Origin of the sequence: Micromonospora parva (assembly GCF_040649675.1) — a bacterium.
Taxonomy (GTDB): domain Bacteria; phylum Actinomycetota; class Actinomycetes; order Mycobacteriales; family Micromonosporaceae; genus Micromonospora; species Micromonospora parva.
In genome coordinates this window covers 1-17,465 of sequence record NZ_JBEZFX010000004.1, presented here as the reverse complement: position 1 = coordinate 17,465, position 17,465 = coordinate 1, and the positions used below count along the sequence as shown (strand labels likewise).

The 17,465-nt window shown below is 71.8% G+C and carries 16 protein-coding genes; 10 read left to right on the top strand and 6 right to left on the bottom strand.

The annotated features are described in order from the left end of the window. Positions 1 to 265 precede the first annotated feature (265 nt). The 4 genes from uvrB (at position 266) to AB0C03_RS11330 (ending at position 4,779) form a co-directional block, all read left to right on the top strand. Complete coding sequence (uvrB, locus tag AB0C03_RS11345; RefSeq protein WP_030338002.1) at positions 266 to 2,374, top strand: excinuclease ABC subunit UvrB; 2,109 nt, start codon at positions 266 to 268, stop codon at positions 2,372 to 2,374. Positions 2,375 to 2,458: 84 nt separating this feature from the next. Further along, complete coding sequence (locus tag AB0C03_RS11340) at positions 2,459 to 3,268, top strand: helix-turn-helix domain-containing protein (protein ID WP_357636270.1); 810 nt, start codon at positions 2,459 to 2,461, stop codon at positions 3,266 to 3,268. A gap of 92 nt (positions 3,269 to 3,360) precedes the next feature. After that, positions 3,361 to 3,729: a VOC family protein gene (locus AB0C03_RS11335; RefSeq protein WP_210866946.1), complete on the top strand. Its 369-nt coding sequence runs from the start codon at positions 3,361 to 3,363 to the stop codon at positions 3,727 to 3,729. Positions 3,730 to 3,921: 192 nt separating this feature from the next. Beyond that, positions 3,922 to 4,779 carry a helix-turn-helix domain-containing protein gene (locus AB0C03_RS11330; protein ID WP_030338005.1) on the top strand — a complete coding sequence of 286 codons (858 nt, stop codon included), beginning with the start codon at positions 3,922 to 3,924 and terminating at the stop codon, positions 4,777 to 4,779. Positions 4,780 to 4,891: 112 nt separating this feature from the next. On the opposite strand, the gene AB0C03_RS11325 is transcribed toward AB0C03_RS11330, so the two are convergent. After that, a complete protein-coding gene (locus tag AB0C03_RS11325) occupies positions 4,892 to 5,185 on the bottom strand; it encodes an antibiotic biosynthesis monooxygenase family protein (RefSeq protein ID WP_124770950.1) in 294 nt (97 codons plus the stop codon). Between the two features lie 82 nt (positions 5,186 to 5,267). Between AB0C03_RS11325 and pnuC the strand changes: the two genes are divergently transcribed. The 3 genes from pnuC (at position 5,268) to AB0C03_RS11310 (ending at position 8,355) form a co-directional block, all read left to right on the top strand. Beyond that, positions 5,268 to 5,924, top strand: coding sequence for a nicotinamide riboside transporter PnuC (pnuC, locus tag AB0C03_RS11320; protein ID WP_210866947.1), 657 nt, complete (start codon positions 5,268 to 5,270; stop codon positions 5,922 to 5,924). Further along, positions 5,921 to 7,045, top strand: coding sequence for an AAA family ATPase (locus AB0C03_RS11315; protein ID WP_357636264.1), 1,125 nt, complete (start codon positions 5,921 to 5,923; stop codon positions 7,043 to 7,045). Before pnuC ends, AB0C03_RS11315 begins: the two co-directional genes overlap by 4 nt. A gap of 311 nt (positions 7,046 to 7,356) precedes the next feature. After that, positions 7,357 to 8,355 carry a TerC family protein gene (locus tag AB0C03_RS11310; RefSeq protein ID WP_030338009.1) on the top strand — a complete coding sequence of 333 codons (999 nt, stop codon included), beginning with the start codon at positions 7,357 to 7,359 and terminating at the stop codon, positions 8,353 to 8,355. A 49-nt stretch (positions 8,356 to 8,404) separates the two neighbouring features. Here the strand turns inward: AB0C03_RS11310 and AB0C03_RS11305 are convergent, their stop codons facing one another. Together AB0C03_RS11305 and AB0C03_RS11300 are read right to left on the bottom strand one after the other, a co-directional pair. After that, the gene (locus tag AB0C03_RS11305; protein WP_030338010.1) at positions 8,405 to 9,328 is read right to left on the bottom strand and encodes a C40 family peptidase; all 924 of its coding nucleotides are present in this window, start codon (positions 9,326 to 9,328) and stop codon (positions 8,405 to 8,407) included. Positions 9,329 to 9,388: 60 nt separating this feature from the next. Further along, positions 9,389 to 10,486: a mandelate racemase/muconate lactonizing enzyme family protein gene (locus AB0C03_RS11300; protein ID WP_030338011.1), complete on the bottom strand. Its 1,098-nt coding sequence runs from the start codon at positions 10,484 to 10,486 to the stop codon at positions 9,389 to 9,391. Between the two features lie 44 nt (positions 10,487 to 10,530). Here AB0C03_RS11300 and AB0C03_RS11295 point away from each other — a divergent pair, with 44 nt between their 5' ends. Further along, entirely contained in the window at positions 10,531 to 11,328 is a 798-nt protein-coding gene (locus AB0C03_RS11295) for a tyrosine-protein phosphatase (protein WP_030338012.1), read from the top strand. Here the strand turns inward: AB0C03_RS11295 and AB0C03_RS11290 are convergent. The 3 genes from AB0C03_RS11290 to typA all read right to left on the bottom strand — a co-directional run bounded on the left by AB0C03_RS11290 (position 11,297) and on the right by typA (position 14,909). Then, positions 11,297 to 11,998 carry a lysoplasmalogenase gene (locus AB0C03_RS11290; protein ID WP_357636258.1) on the bottom strand — a complete coding sequence of 234 codons (702 nt, stop codon included), beginning with the start codon at positions 11,996 to 11,998 and terminating at the stop codon, positions 11,297 to 11,299. The genes AB0C03_RS11295 and AB0C03_RS11290 overlap by 32 nt on opposite strands. A gap of 77 nt (positions 11,999 to 12,075) precedes the next feature. Next, positions 12,076 to 12,927 carry a serine hydrolase gene (locus AB0C03_RS11285; RefSeq protein WP_357636253.1) on the bottom strand — a complete coding sequence of 284 codons (852 nt, stop codon included), beginning with the start codon at positions 12,925 to 12,927 and terminating at the stop codon, positions 12,076 to 12,078. Between the two features lie 113 nt (positions 12,928 to 13,040). Next, entirely contained in the window at positions 13,041 to 14,909 is a 1,869-nt protein-coding gene (typA, locus tag AB0C03_RS11280; protein ID WP_030338015.1) for a translational GTPase TypA, read from the bottom strand. Positions 14,910 to 15,042: 133 nt separating this feature from the next. Between typA and AB0C03_RS11275 the strand changes: the two genes are divergently transcribed. Both AB0C03_RS11275 and AB0C03_RS11270 read left to right on the top strand, forming a co-directional pair. After that, positions 15,043 to 16,461 (top strand): DedA family protein, encoded by a 1,419-nt coding sequence (locus tag AB0C03_RS11275; protein WP_210862019.1) that lies wholly within the window; start codon positions 15,043 to 15,045, stop codon positions 16,459 to 16,461. Between the two features lie 35 nt (positions 16,462 to 16,496). Continuing rightward, positions 16,497 to 17,369 (top strand): lytic transglycosylase domain-containing protein, encoded by an 873-nt coding sequence (locus AB0C03_RS11270; protein WP_210866952.1) that lies wholly within the window; start codon positions 16,497 to 16,499, stop codon positions 17,367 to 17,369. Positions 17,370 to 17,465: the final 96 nt, after the last annotated feature.

Sequence of the window (17,465 nt, the reverse complement as noted above, 5' to 3'; positions counted from 1 at the left end):
GAGCAGGGGCGCTCGCGGCGGCCGGTCTGCGCCTCGAGCGCGACCACACGGGTGCGCACGCCGGACGAGCCGGGTGCTGCGACCGCAGTGCCGGGGGCGACCGGCCGTGATGTTGGCCTGGCCACCGGCCCGATCGGCCGCCGCGAGCGGCCTACAGGAAGAGGGTAGTCCCGGTGACATGGGCCACACAATGGGAATATTGAAGCCGATCACGTACCTGGCGTGACGGCCGAACATGTCGGACCTGCGGCGTACCGTTGACGGCATGGCGCTCGACATTCCCCGGCTCGACAGCCGCTTCCAGGTCGTCAGTGAGTTCCAGCCGGCCGGCGACCAACCGACCGCGATCGACGATCTTGAGCGTCGGGTTCGGCGCGGCGACCGCAACACCGTGCTGCTCGGCGCGACGGGCACCGGCAAGAGTGCCACCACGGCGTGGCTGATCGAACGGCTGCAACGCCCCACCCTGGTGCTCGCCCCGAACAAGACGCTCTGTGCGCAGTTGGCCAAGGAGTTCAGCGAGCTGCTGCCGCACAACGCCGTCGAATACTTCGTGTCGTACTACGACTACTACCAGCCCGAGGCCTACATCCCGCAGACCGACACCTACATCGAGAAGGACTCCTCGATCAACGAGGAGGTGGAGCGGCTGCGGCACTCGGCGACGATGTCGCTGCTCACCCGCCGCGACGTGATCGTGGTGGCGACCGTCTCGGCGATCTACGGGCTGGGCACCCCGGAGGAATACCTCGACCGGGCGGTGAAGGTGCAGGTCGGCCAGGATCTCGACCGCGACCAGTTGCTGCGCCGGCTGGTCGACATCCAGTACACCCGCAACGACATGGCCTTCCAGCGCGGCACCTTCCGGGTCCGCGGTGACACCCTGGAGATCATCCCGGCGTACGAGGAGCTGGCCGTGCGCATCGAGCTCTTCGGTGACGAGGTGGAGAAGCTCTACTACCTCAACCCGTTGACCGGTGACGTGGTCCGCGAGGTCGACCAGTTGGTGATCTTCCCGGCCACGCACTACGCGGCGGGCCCGGAACGGATGGAGCGGGCGATCCGCGACATCGAGGTCGAGCTGGCCGAGCGGCTGGCCGAGCTGGAGCGGCAGGGCAAGCTGCTGGAGGCGCAGCGGCTGCGGATGCGCACCACCTACGACATCGAGATGATGCGGCAGGTGGGTTTCTGCTCCGGCATCGAGAACTACTCGATGCACATGGACGGGCGGCTGCCCGGCAGCCCGCCGCACTGCCTGCTCGACTACTTCCCCGACGACTTCCTCACCGTGGTCGACGAGTCGCACGTGACCATCCCGCAGATCGGCGGCATGTACGAGGGCGACGCCTCGCGCAAGCGGATGCTCATCGACCACGGCTTCCGGCTGCCCAGCGCGGCCGACAACCGGCCGTTGCGCTTCGACGAGTTCCTGGAGCGGGTCGGGCAGATGGTCTTCCTCTCCGCGACCCCCGGCACCTGGGAGATGGAGCAGGCCCAGGGCGAGTTCGTCGAGCAGGTGATCCGACCGACCGGCCTGGTCGACCCGGAGGTCGTGATCAAGCCGACCAAGGGCCAGATCGACGACCTGATGCACGAGATCAAGCTGCGGACCGACCGGGACGAGCGGGTGCTTGTCACCACGCTGACCAAGAAGATGGCCGAGGACCTGTCCGACTACCTGCTGGAGAACGGCATCCGGGTGCGCTACCTGCACTCGGAGGTGGACACGCTGCGCCGGGTGGAGCTGCTGCGTGAGCTGCGCAAGGGCGACTACGACGTGCTGGTCGGCATCAACCTGCTCCGCGAGGGTCTGGACCTGCCCGAGGTGTCGCTGGTGGCGATTCTCGACGCTGACAAGGAGGGCTTCCTGCGCAGCGGCCGGTCGCTGATCCAGACCATCGGTCGAGCCGCCCGTAACGTCTCCGGTCAGGTGCACATGTACGCCGACAAGATCACCCCGTCGATGGCGGCGGCGATCGACGAGACCGATCGGCGGCGGGCCAAGCAGATCGCGCACAACGAGGCGCACGGCATCAGCCCGGAGCCGCTGCGCAAGAAGATCCACGACATCCTGGACGACATCTACCGCGAGGCGGAGGACACCGAGAACTCCCGGGTCGGGGGTGCGGTGCGGCAGCTCTCCCGAGGCAAGGCGCCGGTCAAGGAGACCCGCAGCCGGAGCCGCTCCGCTGCCGCCACCACCTCCCGGGAGGGGATGGCCCGCGCCGACCTCGCCCAGCTCATCCAGGAGCTCAACGACCAGATGTTGGCCGCCGCCCGCGAGCTGCAGTTCGAGTTGGCGGCCCGGATCCGCGACGAGGTCTCCGACCTGAAGAAGGAGCTGCGCGGCATGGACGCCGCCGGCGTGAGGTGACGGTCTCCCCGGTCGGCCACGCCCAGCGTTACGCCCGGGCCCGGCCGACCGGGGCAACGCGAAGGGCGGGCTCTGTTGACGGCGGTGACGCCGGTTGGCGAGATGGTCCTCGGGCTGCCCGAGGCGAGGCTGCGTCCGTTCGTCGACCGGTACGTGGGCTACCGGGAACGCGCTGACGTGCCACTGGTCCGCCGGGAGTCGGCGGGCGTCTTCGTGGTGCTGATCCTGGGTTGGGGTGCTCCGCTGGACGTGACCGACCCGCGCAGCGCCGAGCGCGGCGTCACCACCGTCGACTCGTTCGTGGCCGGCACCTTCGACGGTTGGTGCACCACGCGCACGGTGGGCGTGGGGGAGGGTGTCGAGTTGCTGCTCGCCCCGTTGACCGCCCGGCGGCTCCTCGGCCTGCCGCTGGGCGAGCTGACCAACCGGGCCGTCGGCGTGGAGCAGCTCCCGGGCCACTGGCTGGATCGGCTGCGCGACCGGCTCGCCGAGGCCCCGGGCTGGCCGGAGCGGTTCGCCCTGCTCGACCGGGTGCTCACCGCCCGACTGACGGCGTCCCCGCCGGTGGACCCGCGGCTCGCCTGGGCGTGGCGGTGGCTCGTCGCCAGCGGTGGGCGGGGGAGCGTCGGTGAGCTCGCCGACGAGCTGGGCTGGAGTCGGCGGCACCTCGCGTTCCGGTTCCGGCAGGACGTCGGGCTGCCACCCAAGATGGCCGCCCGGCTGCTGCGTTTCCAACAGGCGCACACCGTGTCGACCGAGATCGCGTCGAGCGGTCGGGCCGTCGACTGGGCCGCGGTGGCGGCGGCCTGCGGTTACTACGACCAGTCCCACCTGATCCGGGACTTCCACCAGTTCGCGGGGGCGACGCCGGCCGCGCTGCTCGCCGCCCGGTGACGACGCTCGACTGACCCCCTGCGCGCGGCGGCGACCCGCCGAGGTCGCATTCGTCCAATCCGGATTCGCGCCGCCGGACGCAGAATCGGGTCATGCGAACCATCTATCCGATCCTCCGTTACCCCGATCCCCGCGCCGCGATCGACTGGCTCGGCACCGCCTTCGGTTTCCAGGTGCACGCCGTGCACGAGGCACCCGATGGCACCGTCGCGCACGCCGAGCTGATCCTCGACACCGGCATGATCATGCTGGGTGGGCGGACCGACGCCGCGCCCCGCCCGGCGGACGACGACTGGTCGGTCTACGTGGCGGTGCCGGACGTCGACGCGCACTGCGCGCGGGCCCGGGCGGCCGGCGCCGAGATCATCCGTGAGCCGTTCGACACCGACTACGGCTCCCGTGACTACGCGGCGCGCGACCTGGCCGGCACCGTCTGGTCGTTTGGCACGTACCGGCCCTGAACCCCCCGCCGAGCCGGCCCGCAGCCCGCAGGGCACCCACCCCTCGACCGTGAACCGCCGCTGACCTGTGGAAACGATGCGGGTGAGCGGGCCCGGCCGGGCGGCGGCACCGAATGCGCCGATTGCGGTGTGCGAGCGAACTATTGCACTGGGTGATCGTCCTGCGTAGTCTCCCTCGGTGGGGAGGCCGGGATGCCGCTGCCAACAAGTCCTGTTATTCGACGTGCACGTCTCGGCGCAGAACTGCGCCAGCTTCGTCGGCGCGAGTCGCTGACCCTGGAGCAGGTCTGCGACCGGTTGGGTTGGGCCTCGACGTCAAAGCTGTCCCGCATCGAGCTGGGCCAGAGTCGCCCGGACCTTGCCGACGTGCTCGATCTGCTGGACGTCTACAAGGTGCCGACGCCCGCCCGGGAGGCGCTGATCGTCATCGCCCGGGACGCGGCGACCAGTCGGGGCTGGTGGAAGACGCTGGGCGAGATGAGCGAACGGCAGCGCACCTACGCCGAGTTGGAGGCGGGTGCCGCCGACATCGTCGAGTACCAGCCGTCGGTGGTGCCGGGGCTGCTGCAGACGCCCGCGTACGCCCGGGTGCTGGTCACGGCCAGCGCCCAGCTCACGCCGGAGGTCGATGTGGACGCCGAGGTGCGGGCTCGGGCGCTACGGCAGGAGGTGCTGCGGCGGGCCTATCCGCCGCGCTACACGGCGGTGCTCGCCGAGGCCGTCTGCGACCAGGGTGACCTGCCGGTGGCGGTCTGGCGGGAGCAGCTGCGGCATCTGGTCGCGGTGACCGGGCTGTCCCACGTCACGGTGCGACTGCTGCCGCGCGGGGTCGCCGGTGGCGGCCTGCATCCGCTGACACCGTATTCCTGCTACGCCTTCCCCGACCCGGCGGACCCGCGGACGGTGATGCTCGAGGCGCTGACCACCGACGTCCGGTTGGCCACCGCGCTCGACGTCGACCGCTACCAGCGGATGACCGAGGCGTTGCTGGCCGCGGCGCTGTCGCCGGAGGAGACCGTCACCGTGCTGGCCCGCCGCGTCGGCGAGTAACCGCCGACGGCGCGGCGCCGCGCGGCCACCGGGCCCGGCGCCCCCGAGCCCGTCGGGACCGGCGGCCGGCGCGTGCGTCCGGCACGATAACCACGGGGTACGACAGGCAGGCTCAGGCCGGCACGTCGAGGAAGTGCTCGACCACCGGCGGTCCCGCGAAGTGGGGGCCGATCAGCGCCCGCCACCGCTCGAACCGTTCGGTGGCCCGGAAGTTCTCCTCGTGCGCCTCGACCGAGTCCCATTCGACGAGCAGCACGAAGCGGGTCGGCGACTCGATTCCCCGGGTCATCCGCACGGACCGGCAGCCGGTCGCCCCGGCGAGCACCGGGTGCCCCTCGGCGTACGCGGCGGCGAACGCGTCCTCGTGTCCGGGCAGTACGTCGATCAACGCGACCTCAAGCACCATGTCGGACAGCCTCCCACGATGGTCGTTGCCGGTGCTGTCGCGGGGTCTGTTCCGGCGTCGGCGACGCCCCTAGGGTGGCCTGGTGATCATTGACTGGCTCACCGGCACCGCCTTTCGGGTGGCCGGTACGGGCACCACCTGGGCGGAGCTGCTGGGGTTCGCGACCGGTGTGCTCAACGTGTGGCTGGTGGCCCGGCAGAAGATCGCCAACTGGCCGATCGGCATCGCCAACGTGCTCCTGCTCATGCTGTTGTTCTGGACCGCAGGCCTGTACGCCGACGCGGGGCTCCAGGTCGTCTACGTCGCGCTCGGCTGTTACGGCTGGTGGCACTGGCTGGTCGGTGGCGAGCGGCGCACCCGGCTCACGGTGAGCCGGACGGGACGACGGGAGTGGTTGGCGCTGGCCGCCGCCGGGGTGCTGCTCACCGGCGTGCTCTGGGTGCTGGTGGACCGGGCCACCGACTCGACGGTGCCGCTGCCGGACGCGTTGACCACGGCGCTGTCCCTGCTGGCCACGTACGGGCAGACCCGCAAGCGGGTGGAGAGCTGGTGGCTCTGGATCGCCGCCGACCTGATCTACATCCCGTTGTACGCGTACAAGGGGCTGCACCTGACCGCCGTCCTCTACCTGGTCTTCCTCGCCCTGTGCGTGCTCGGGTTGCGGGCCTGGCGCGCCGACCTGCGTCGGGTCGACCGGCCGAGCGCGGTCCCGCCCGGTCCGGCCCCCGTCGCCGCGTGAGCGCCGAGACGTCCGGCCGGGCACCAGCGCCACGCTCGCCGGGGCACCCGGCCGCCCCGGAGTTCGGGCACGGGATGGTGGTGGGCAAGTTCTATCCACCGCACGCCGGGCACCACGCGCTGATCGCCGCGGCCGCCGCCCGTTGCGCCGAGGTCACCGTCGTGGTGGCACCCTCGCGTCGGGAGTCCATCCCGTTGCCGCTGCGCCTGGACTGGCTGCGGGAGGCGCATGCCGACACGCCGTGGGTCCGGTTCGTCGGCCGGTATGACGACCACCCGGTGGACTACGCCGATCCGGCCGTCTGGGACGCGCACTGCGCGGTGTTCCGCGAGGCCGTCGGGCCGGGGCCGGTGGACGCGGTCTTCTCCTCCGAGGCGTACGGCGCCGAGTTGGCGCGCCGGTTCGACGCCGTACCCGTGTCGGTGGATCCGGACCGGCGGACCGTACCGGTGTCCGGGACGGCCGTGCGCGCGGATCCGGCGCGTCACTGGCGGTGGCTGAGCGCGCCGGTGCGGGCGTGGTTCGTCCGGCGGGTGGTGGTGGTCGGGGCCGAGTCGACCGGCACCACGACGATGGCGGCGGCGCTGGCGGGGCACTACGGCACGTCCTGGGTGCCGGAGTACGGCAGGGAGTTGACCGCCCACAAGTTGGCCCGGTTGCGGGAGCGGACGCCGACGGCGACGGTCTTCGACGTCACGTGGGACCGGGACGACTTCCGCGCCGTGGTCCGCGCGCAGCAGGCGGCCGAGGACGCGGCGGCCCGGACGAGCGGGCCGCTGCTGGTCTGCGACACCGACGCGCGGGCGACGGCGGTGTGGGAGGAGCGTTACCTGGGCAGCGCGTCGGAGCAGGTGCGGGCGGCGGCCCGTCGGCCGGCGCTGTATCTGCTGACTGATCACCGGGGGGTGCCGTTCACCGATGACGGGCTGCGCGACGGCGAGCACCTGCGGGAGTGGATGACCGAGCGGTTCCGGGCCGAGCTGGCGGGGTGCGGGGTGCCGGTGGTGGAGCTGACCGGGTCGCCCGCCGAGCGGTTGGCCCGGGCGGTGCGGGCCTGCGACGACCTGCTCGCCGCGGGCTGGTCCCTCGCCGACCCGATCGCCGCACCCGACCTGCACTAGCCTCCTAGGAAGCCATGGACGGTGTGGCGTCGAACAGGGTGTTCGGAGCCACCGGCTGCCCGGGGTGTGATCACGGGCAGTGGTGGGCAACAATGGTCACCGAGGAGGGGAGTATTCCCCCGCAACGGAGTCGTCAGCACGGTCGATCGCCGGGTTCCACGGCGGCCGACCCGGCCCCGTAGGTCGCCGCCCTTCCCGGGCGGCGGCGGAAGAGACCTCCGACAGTCACCAGAGTGAGCGACAGCGGCACACCGGCCCCCGTGGGGGCGTACGGTGTGCCCGACGCCGCGTGTCTGCCGGAGGAATGAACGTTGGACGTGTCCGGATTGGTGTGGGCGGGGACGCTTGTCGCACTGACTGCGGTCCTGCTCGTCGACCTGTTGATCATCGGTCGGCGCCCGCACGAGCCGAGTGTGCGGGAGTCGAGCCTCTGGGTCGCCTTCTATGTGGGGCTCGCCCTGATCTTCGGAGCGGGTCTCTGGCTGACCTCCGGTGCCAGCGCGGCCGGCCAGTTCTACACCGGTTGGCTCACCGAGTACAGCCTCTCGGTGGACAACCTCTTCGTCTTCGTGATCATCATGGCCCGCTTCGGGGTGCCCCGGCAGTACCAGCAGAAGGTGCTGCTCGTCGGCATCGTGCTGGCGCTGGTGATGCGGGGCGGGTTCATCGCCGCGGGTGCCGCGCTGATCTCGCAGTTCTCCTGGGTCTTCTACATCTTCGGCGCGTTCCTGATCTACACGGCGGTGAACCTGGCCCGGCAGGGTGAGCCGGACGAGGACGAGTTCTCCGAGAACGTGCTGATCCGGTGGAGCCGTAAGGCGCTGCCGATCTCGAAGGACTACGACAGCGCGAAGCTCACCACCCGCGTGGACGGCCGGCGGCTGTTCACCCCGATGCTGATCGTGATGATCGCGATCGGCACCACCGACCTGATCTTCGCACTGGATTCGATCCCGGCGATCTTCGGCATCACCCAGGAGCCGTACCTGGTCTTCACCGCCAACGTCTTCGCGCTGATGGGCCTTCGTCAGCTCTACTTCCTGCTCGGTGGCCTGCTCGACCGGCTGATCTACCTGAGCTACGGCCTGGCCGTCGTGCTCGGCTTCATCGGGGTCAAGCTGGTGCTGGAGGCGTTGGCCGACAACAACCTGCCGTTCATCAACGGTGGTGAGCACGTCGGCTGGGCGCCGCACATCCCGATCTGGTTGTCACTGCTGGTCATCATCGGCACCCTGGGTGTCGCCACCGCCGCCAGCCTGATCAAGTCCTCGCGGGACCGGCGTCGCGAGTTGGCCGACGCCCGACGCTGACCGGTCACCGGCCGGGCGCGGGTCCGCGCCCGGCCGGTCGAAACACGCTCTAGACCCGGTGCGCGCCCACCAGCGTCGCGGTCCGGTCTTCCGGTAGGGGTTCCTCGATGACCCGCCGCCGCCGGTAGCAGGCGTGCAGCATCCGGCGTTGGCCGCCGTCGCCGGGCGTCGCGGTGACGATGCCGATGTGGTGGATCTTGCGGCCGGGTCGGGCGAAGAAGTAGAGGTCGCCGGGGCGTTCCGCGCCCAACGGCACCGGGGTGGTGGCGGCGGCCTGGTCGTCGGCGTCGCGGGGCAGCAGCACCCCGAACCGCCGCCAGGCCAGATGCACCAGCCCTGAGCAGTCGATGCCGTGCGCGGACAGGCCGCCCCAGATGTAGACCACGTCCAGCAGTCGCTGTGCCACCGCGAGCGCCTGCTCGGCGTTCGGCGGCGCGGCCGACGCCGCGACCAGGTGCTCGTCGGGCAGCCAGAGCGGCGTGGACCGGCCGGGGACGTGCACCGGCCGCCAGTCGTCGCGCACGGGGCCGGCCGGGACGAGGCGGGTGCCGACGACGACGCCGGGCAGCGCCACCGGCCCGTTCGGGGCGGTGTGCAGCCCGGTGACGGTGGCGTCCACCACCAGTGGGTCACCGGTGCCGGTGTGGGCTGGGTCGACTGTGGTCAGTTGGTCGGTGGGGAGCCAGCCCGGGTAGCCGCGGGGGTCCAGCTTGGCCGCTGGTTGTTCGACGGCGACGACCCGCGCCCAGCCGTCCGGGCGCAGCTCGCTGACGAGGACCCGCTCGCCGAGCAGGAGTTGGCTCAGCACGCAGTCGCCCACCTGCTGGTCGGTGTCGAGTCCGGAGACCCAGGTCAGGATGTCGGCGCCAGCGGTCAGCGCGGGGCGGTCGACCGGGCGGACCGCCTCGGGGGAGGTCCACAGCGTCGCCACGGCGACCCGGACGAGGGCCTCGCGGCCCGGTTGCAGCTGCACGTCAACTCCCAGATCGCGTCGGCTGTCCCGGGGAAACCCTATGAAAGAAACCGACCACCATCAACCGCGATGCTGCACTTTTGCTTCAGTCAGGCCGGAGATGCCCAGGCCAGGGGCGTCCGGCAGCACCACGCTCGCGCCGTCGTAGCGAATGCCACCCTGCACCGGTGACCAGGCCAGCCACCAGGCGGCGTCCAGGTCGGCGACCGCTGTGGTGCCGTACGCGGCCACCAGGCTCGCCGCCGCCCCGATGCCGACCTGGCTCTCCATCATCGAGCCCACCACCGTGCCGAGACCGTGCGCGGTGGCCAGCTCGAGCAGGGTGCGCGCCGGGTGCAACCCACCGCACTTGGCCAGCTTGACGTTGACCAGGTCGGCGGCGCGGCGGCGGATCACCTCCACCAGGTCACGGACCCCGAACACCGCCTCGTCGGCCAGGATCGGCACGGACACCCGGTCACTGACCCAGGCCAGCCCATCCAGGTCCCAGCGGACCACCGGCTGCTCGACCAGCTCCACGTCGAGCCCCGCGTCCTCGATGCCGCGGATCACCCGGACCGCCTCCCGGGGCGTCCAGCCCTGGTTGGCGTCCAACCGGATCCGGATGCTGGGGCCGACGGCCGCCCGTACCGCCCGCACCCGGTCCAGGTCACCGGCAGCGTCGGTGCCGACCTTCAGCTTGAGCACACCGAAGCCGTCACCCTGCCGCTGCCGCGCCGCGGCCGCCAGGTCCACCGCGTCGCCCGCCGCCAGCGTCACGTCCGTCGGGACCCGCAGCGAGGTGCCCCCGAGCAACCGCACCAGGGGTACGCCCAGCCGCCGCGCGGCGAGGTCGTGCAGGGCGACGTCGACAGCGGCCTTCGCCGCCTCGTTGCCGACCACCGCGCGCTGCACCTCGGCGCACCGGGTCACCAGGTCGTCCGGGTCACTGCCGATCAGCTGTGGGCCGAGCAACTCGCGGACGCACGCCTGTGCGCCGGCAACCGACGCGCCGGTGACCTGCCAGACCTGGGGCGCCTCGCCGAAGCCGGACCGGCCGTCGCTGTCGACGAGTTCGACGACCAGCGTGTCCACTGTGGTGGTACGGCGCAGGGCGGTGACGAACGGGGTGTGTAAGGGGGCGGAAACCCGGTGGGTGCGTACCGCCGAGATCGTCATGTGGGGCACTCTATATGCAGGTTCACGGCGGGAGGGGAGACCGGATGACCGGGCAGGGCTGGGAGTTGGTGGGTGCGCCGAACGCGCGTGACCTGGGCGGCCTCGTCGGCGCGGACGGGCGGCGGGTTCGGGTCGGCCAGTTGATCCGCACTCCGGCGCTGGGTCGGCTCACCGACGAGGACCTGCCGGTGCTGGCGAAGCTGGGGCCGGCGTGCGTGCTGGATCTGCGCGACACCACGGAGATCTCGGTCGCCCCGGCGGACCGGCTCGCCGGTGAGCCACGGGTGGTGCGGCTGCCGGTGCACGATGCGGAGCACCCGGTCTTCACGTACGTCTCGGCGGTGCTGCTCGGCCACGACCTGAACGCGTACGCGGAGCTGGCCCGGCAGGGCACGGCCGGGGCGATGGCGGCGATCTACCGCTGGTTCGTCACGGGTGAGTCGGCGCGGGTCGGTTTCGCCGAGGCGGTACGCCTGGCGGCGCGACCGGAGAACCTGCCGCTGGTCTACCACTGCTCGGCCGGCAAGGACCGCACCGGTTGGCTCACCGTCGTCCTGTTGACGGCGCTCGGGGTGGACGAGGCGGCGATCCGTGCCGACTACCTGCGCAACAACGAGCTGACCGACAGCCTGCGGGCGGTGATCGTCGAGGCGATGCGGCGGCGGAACCCCGAGCTGGACGTGGACGCGGTGCTGCCCGTGCTGGAGGTCCGCGCCGAGTACCTCGACGCCGGTTACGCCGAGGTGCGTCGGGTGCACGGCTCGTTCGACGCGTACCTGCGTGACGGGCTGGGGCTCACCGACTCCGACCTCACCGCGCTGCGGGCTCAGCTGCTGGAGTGACAGCTGAGCCGGGCGGTGTGCTGGCGCGGGCGACCCAACCGGTGACGATCAGTGCCTGGCCGGCGGCGTAGCTCGCCATGATCAGCACCGGCGCGCCGGGTAGTTGGGCCACCTCGGCCACCCCGGCGGCGATCAGCAGGTCGGAGCCGAGGAAGAGCGCGGCGCCGAGACCGACCCGCCAACCCTGGGTGGTGGCGGTGGTGGCCATGGCGGCCAGCGCGATCGCGTACCCGGCCACCGGTACGGCCAGCCCGACGTCGGTCAGGCCCGCCCACATCCAGGCCAGGGCGACGACGGTCAGCAGCGCGTACACCAGGGGGACGGCGACCAGCGGCGGCCGGCGCAGCGCGGTCGTGGCACCGTGGCTGGTGAAGGCCGCGAGGTAGCAGAGGTGCGTGCCGAGGAAGCAGGCCATGCCGGCGACGAACCAGCCGGTGCCGTCGATCATGAGGGCGATGTCGCCGCCGGTGGCGAAGGCCAACGCGGCGAGCAGCAGCCGGTCCGGTCGGGCTCCGCGTTCGGCGCTGGCCCGCCACAGGTACGCGGCCAGCAGCGGCATCAGCAGCGGCTTGGTGAGCAGGAGGGCCGTGCCGCCGCCGGTGGCGTTGGCCAGCAGGTTCGCTGCCGTCACGACGAGGAAGGCGATCAGCACGGTGCGACTGCGGGGCATCGGCGGCTCCGGGGTGGGGGGTGCGAGCAGCCTAGCCGCAGTCGGCGGGTGTCGGTGCCGGCGCGGTGGGTGCCGGGTCAGAGGTGGTGGCGGGCGGCCCAGACCTGCGCCGAGATGTGGGCGAGCAGCAGGCAGGCGTCATCCTCCACCTGGTCGTCGCCGTCGGCCAGGTCCGTGGTGGTGCAGACGGTGATCACGTACGGCGGTGCGTCGTCGGGCAGGACCACGCCGGCGCCGTGGCGGACGCCGCGTACCCAACCGTTCTTGTGCGCGATGCGGGTGCCCTCGGGCAGGCCGGCGGCGAGGTCCTCGCGGTGTTCCTGGGCGAGCAGGACGTCCAGCATGGTGGCGCACGCGGCCGGGGAGGCGAGTGGGCCGGGGGTGGTGGCGCCGGTGGCCAGCGCGCCGAGCAGGGCGGCCAGGTCGGCGGCGGTGACCGTGTTGGTGATGCCGGCGTCGCGGGCGGCGAAGTCCTCGATGCCGCGTCCGGTGACGCTGGTGCGGGCGCCGGCGAGCGCCCAGACCTTGGCGACCGCGGGCAGCCCGACGTGCCCGAGCACGAGGTTGGTGGCGAGGTTGCTGGAGCGCACGATCATCCGGTCGGCCAGCCAGCGTAGCGACGCGGTGGCGCCGATGCGGTCCCAGACCGCGTCGTCATTGTCGTAGGGCTGGGCGCAGGCGAACCGGGGTGCGCCGGGCTGGGCGGAGTCGAAGTCGTTGACGACCGGGACCGGGGCGTCCAGGTCCAGGGTGCCGGCTTCGGCGGCCCGGTGCAGTGCGGCGAGCACCGCCACCTTCATGGTGCTCGCGGCGTAGTGGGCGGCGTTCGCGTGGCGGGTCCAGGTCGGCGGGGCGTCGAGGCGCCCCACGTACGCGGAGACGGTGCCGGGCACCCGGTCCAGGTGGGCGTCGAGATCATCCCAGGTCATGCCGGTGACCGTAGCGGATCACGGGTGGGCGGACTCGCGTACCCGTCGGGGGAAAAAGCACCGGGCGCGCCGGCCGCAAGCGGCCGACACGCCCGGTGTCGGGTGCGGATGGGTCAGCTGGCGTGCTTGCGGCGGGCGGCGGCGCGGCCCCGCTGCTGCTGGTCGAGCACCACCTTGCGGATGCGCACGGCGGTCGGGGTGACCTCGACGCACTCGTCCTCGCGGCAGAACTCCAGGGCCTGCTCCAGGGAGAGCTTGCGCGGCGGGATCAGCTTCTCCGTCTCGTCGGAGGTGGACGCCCGCATGTTGGTGAGCTTCTTCTCCTTGGTGATGTTGACGTCCATGTCGTCGGAGCGGGAGTTCTCCCCGACGATCATGCCCTCGTACACCTCGGTGGTGGGCTCGACGAACAGCTGGCCGCGCTCCTGCAGGTTGATCATCGCGAAGGCGGTGACGGCGCCGGCCCGGTCGGCGACGAGCGAACCGTTGTTGCGGGTACGCAGCTCGCCGAACCACGGCTCGTAGGACTCGAAGACGTGGTGCAGGATGCCGGTGCCCCGGGTGTCGGTGAGGAACTCGGTGCGGAAGCCGATCAGGCCGCGCGCCGGAACCAGCCACTCCATCCGGATCCAGCCGGTGCCGTGGTTGACCAGCTGCTCCATCCGGCCCTTGCGGGTGGCGAGGAGCTGGGTGATCGCGCCGAGGTATTCCTCCGGGGCGTCGATGGTCAGGCGCTCGACCGGCTCGCAGGTCTTGCCGTCGATCTCCTTGGTGACCACCTGCGGCTTGCCGACGGTCAGCTCGTAGCTCTCCCGGCGCATCTGCTCGACCAGGATGGCCAGCGCCAGCTCGCCGCGGCCCTGCACCTCCCAGGCGTCCGGTCGCTCGGTGGGCAGGACCCGCAGCGACACGTTGCCGATCAGTTCCTTGTCCAGGCGGTCCTTGACCATCCGGGCGGTGACCTTGGAGCCCTTGACCCGGCCGACCAGCGGCGAGGTGTTGGTGCCGATGGTCATCGAGATGGCCGGCTCGTCGACGGTGATCAGCGGCAGCGCGACCGGGTTCTCGACGTCGGCCAGCGTCTCACCGATCATGATCTCCGGGATGCCGGCGACGGCGATGATGTCACCCGGCCCGGCGGTCTCGGCCGGCTTGCGCTCCAGGCCCTCGGTCATCAGCATCTCGGAGATGCGGACCCGCTGGGTGCTGCCGTCGGTGCGGCACCAGGCCACCGTCTGGCCCTTGCTGATGGTGCCCTGGCGGACCCGGCACAGCGCCAGTCGGCCGAGGAAGGGCGACGCGTCGAGGTTGGTGACGTGCGCCTGCAGCGGGGCGCCGTCCTCGTACGCGGGAGCCGGGATGGTGTCCAGCAGGGTGCGGAACAGCGGCTCCAGGGAGTCGCTGTCGTCGGGCACCGAGCCGTCGGCCGGCTGGGTCAGCGAGGCGATGCCGTCGCGGGCGCACGCGTAGACGATCGGGAAGTCGATCTGCTCCTCGTCGGCGTCCAGATCGAGGAAGAGCTCGTAGGTGTCGTCCACGACCTCCTTGATCCGGGCGTCCGGACGGTCCACCTTGTTGATCACGAGGATGATCGGCATCCGGGCCCGCAGGGCCTTGCGCAGCACGAAACGGGTCTGCGGCAGCGGGCCCTCGCTGGCGTCGACGAGCAGCACCACACCGTCGACCATGGTCAGGCCGCGCTCCACCTCGCCACCGAAGTCGGCGTGGCCGGGGGTGTCGATGATGTTGATGGTGACCGGATCGGAGCCGTCCGCCGGCAGGTACCGCACGCCGGTGTTCTTGGCCAGGATCGTGATGCCCTTTTCCCGCTCCAGGTCCCCGGAGTCCATCACCCGCTCGGTGTTCTCGCCGCGTGCGCCGTACGCGCCGGCCTGCCGCAACATGGCATCGACCAGGGTGGTCTTGCCGTGGTCGACGTGAGCGATGATGGCGACGTTGCGGAGGTCGGTGCGAAGCTGCATACCCTCTATCCTTCCGCCTGCGCTCGCGCAGGCTGCGTCGGGGTCACCCCCAGGTGCCCCTGATCTATGGTGAAACCGCTGTGCCGGTGGTTCCCCCGGCTGGCATGCTGACTCCCGTGTCCCGGGGGCCTGAGTGCACGACCTGCTGACCTGGGTGCAGGGTCTGCCCACCCTGTGGATCTACCTGGTCGCCGCGCTGATCGTGGCGGGCGAGACCGCGGTGATCTTCGGCCTGCTCGTGCCGGGTGAGGCTACCCTGCTGCTGGTCGGCTTCCTCACCTACAACGGTACCTTGCGGCTCGGGCCGGCGTTGCTCGCGATGATCGTCGCGGCGGTCCTCGGCGATGGGCTGGCCTTTCGCGCCGGACGGCGGTACGGCCCCCGACTGCGCGCCGGACTGGGGCACCGGGTCGGACCCGGCCGGTGGGCCCGCGCCGACGCCATGCTCGCCCGCCTCGGTGGGCGGGGGGTGTTCGCCGCCCGGTGGGTGGCTTTCGCCCGCACCCTGGTGCCTCGGCTGGCCGGTGCGGCCGGCATGCCGTACCGGCGGTTCGTCCTGTGGAACCTGGCCGGGGTGGTGACCTGGGTGGGTGGCTCGGTGCTGCTCGGCCATCTCGCCGGTGAGTCGTACGACACGGTCTCCCGGCTGCTCGGCCGGGCCACCGGGGTGGCGTTCCTGCTGCTGGCCGGTCTGCTGGGCGTGGTGCTCGTCGGCCGGTGGCTGGGTCGTAACCCCGATCCGGTGCGTGCGCTGCTGTCCCGGGCGGGCGGGTTGCCCCCGGTGCGGTGGCTCACCGCCCGCTACGGGGTGCTGTTCTTCCTGGTGGCGATGCGGATCGGCCCGGCCTGGACACTGCTGCTCAATCTGGCTGCCGGCCTGCTGCTGCTCTTCGCCGCCGGGCTCGCCATCGCCGGTCTGCTCGCGGTGGCGGTCCGCAACTCCGGGCTTGCCGCACTGGATGGCGCCATCGCCGGGTGGTTCGCCGCCCGACGTACCCCGGACGCCGCCGAGGCCACGCTGATCGTGGTGTCGGTGGTGCGCGGGTCGGTGCTGATCCTCTTGGTGGCGCTGGTGGCGGCGGGACTGGCGTGGCGCAACCGGCCCTGGCGGGCGGATCTGCTCAGCGTGGTCGGCACTGTCGGCGCGTTCGTGCCGCTGGTGGTGCTGGCCGTGGTGGCCGAGCTGACCGGCCCGGACGGGGGCGCCCCGGGCGGCGGGGAGGTGGCTCCGCTGTCGACCCAGAGCGCCGTGGTCGCGGCGAGCTTCTGCACCCTGGCCTGGCTGGTGTCGCGCAGCGCCCGGTGGCCGGTGGCCGTGGCCGCCTGGACGGCCGCTGCGGCCGGGGTGCTGGGGATCGGCGGCGCGCGGCTCTACCTCGGCCTGGACACGGCGAGCGGGGCCGCGGCGGCGGTGCTGCTCGGGGTGCTCTGGACCGTGGTGTTCGTGGTCGCCTGGGCGACCCGGGACCGGGCGGTGGGGGAGCGACCGCCGCCGGTTGACCAGCCCCGGTCGCCGTCGCAGGGGCACCGCCGCCCGGTCGAGCCTTGTTAGGGTGCGGCGACGGTCACACCGGGGGAGGCAACGGGATGGTTCGACAGACACATCGGCTGGTCGGCGCGGCGCTCGCCGGGCTGTTGCTGAGCGCGTTGGTGGGCTGTGCCGGCAACGAGCAGAGCCCCGAGTCCCTTGCCGCGCCGGTCGCCGTCAGCGACGAGCCGACCGACGCCCCGTCCGACGAGGTCAGCGCGGAGCCGAGCCCGTCGGTGAGCGCGGTGGAGTCGATGGGCGCCGCGCCGAGTCGCAGCCCTACCCCGACCCCGAAGCCGTCGAAGAAGCCGACCCGTACGGCGCCGAAGCCGCGTCCGGTGGCGAAGCCGCCCACCGAGACCGAGGTGCCGCCGGCGCCACCGAAGCCGGCACCGACGTCCTGCAAGCCGACCTACAAGGGCACCCAGGCGTCGCGGTCCGAGGTGAAGGCGGCGCTGACCGACGCGGCCAACCGCACCTACTGGCCGGTCTCGGCGCCGGACATCAAGGTCCCGCTCACCCTGCTCAAGGCCACCGCGTGGCAGGAGAGCGGCTGGCAGTCCAACATCTACGCCTGCGACGGTGGGGTCGGGCTGATGCAGGTGATGCCGGACACCGCGAGCTGGATGAACCAGCGGTTCGAGAAGAGCTACAAGATCGACGCCTACCGGGACAACGCCTACCTCGGCGCCACCTATCTGGCCTGGGCGACGAAGTACATCGGCGACATGTACTTCGAGTCCGACTTCCGCCTCGACCCGGCGCTGTGCACCAGCGAGCTGAACTCCTGCCTGCTCAACGCGGTCATCGCCGCCTACAACTTCGGGCACGGTGCGGTGGCGCAGGAGGGCAAGCCACTGGCCATCCCCAACCCGTCGTACGTGCGCAACGTGCGGGCGTTGATGAACGAGTGTGTCTGCCTGACGTACTGACGGCGTCGGGGCCGTGCCGGATCCGGCACAGGAGTCGAGCACCGCCTCCACCGCCGGCAGGTCGACGTCGGGTGCCAGCGCGCGAACCCGGTCGGC

Coding starts and splice junctions, on each gene's coding strand:
- AB0C03_RS11330 (WP_030338005.1), top strand. CDS start 3,922: ATGCCGCTGCCAACAAGTCCTGTTATTCGACGTGCACGTCTCGGCGCA.
- AB0C03_RS11270 (WP_210866952.1), top strand. CDS start 16,497: ATGGTTCGACAGACACATCGGCTGGTCGGCGCGGCGCTCGCCGGGCTG.
- AB0C03_RS11290 (WP_357636258.1), bottom strand. CDS start 11,998: ATGCCCCGCAGTCGCACCGTGCTGATCGCCTTCCTCGTCGTGACGGCA.
- typA (WP_030338015.1), bottom strand. CDS start 14,909: ATGCAGCTTCGCACCGACCTCCGCAACGTCGCCATCATCGCTCACGTC.
- AB0C03_RS11300 (WP_030338011.1), bottom strand. CDS start 10,486: ATGACGATCTCGGCGGTACGCACCCACCGGGTTTCCGCCCCCTTACAC.
- AB0C03_RS11325 (WP_124770950.1), bottom strand. CDS start 5,185: ATGGTGCTTGAGGTCGCGTTGATCGACGTACTGCCCGGACACGAGGAC.
- uvrB (WP_030338002.1), top strand. CDS start 266: ATGGCGCTCGACATTCCCCGGCTCGACAGCCGCTTCCAGGTCGTCAGT.
- AB0C03_RS11335 (WP_210866946.1), top strand. CDS start 3,361: ATGCGAACCATCTATCCGATCCTCCGTTACCCCGATCCCCGCGCCGCG.
- AB0C03_RS11285 (WP_357636253.1), bottom strand. CDS start 12,927: ATGACCTGGGATGATCTCGACGCCCACCTGGACCGGGTGCCCGGCACC.
- AB0C03_RS11295 (WP_030338012.1), top strand. CDS start 10,531: ATGACCGGGCAGGGCTGGGAGTTGGTGGGTGCGCCGAACGCGCGTGAC.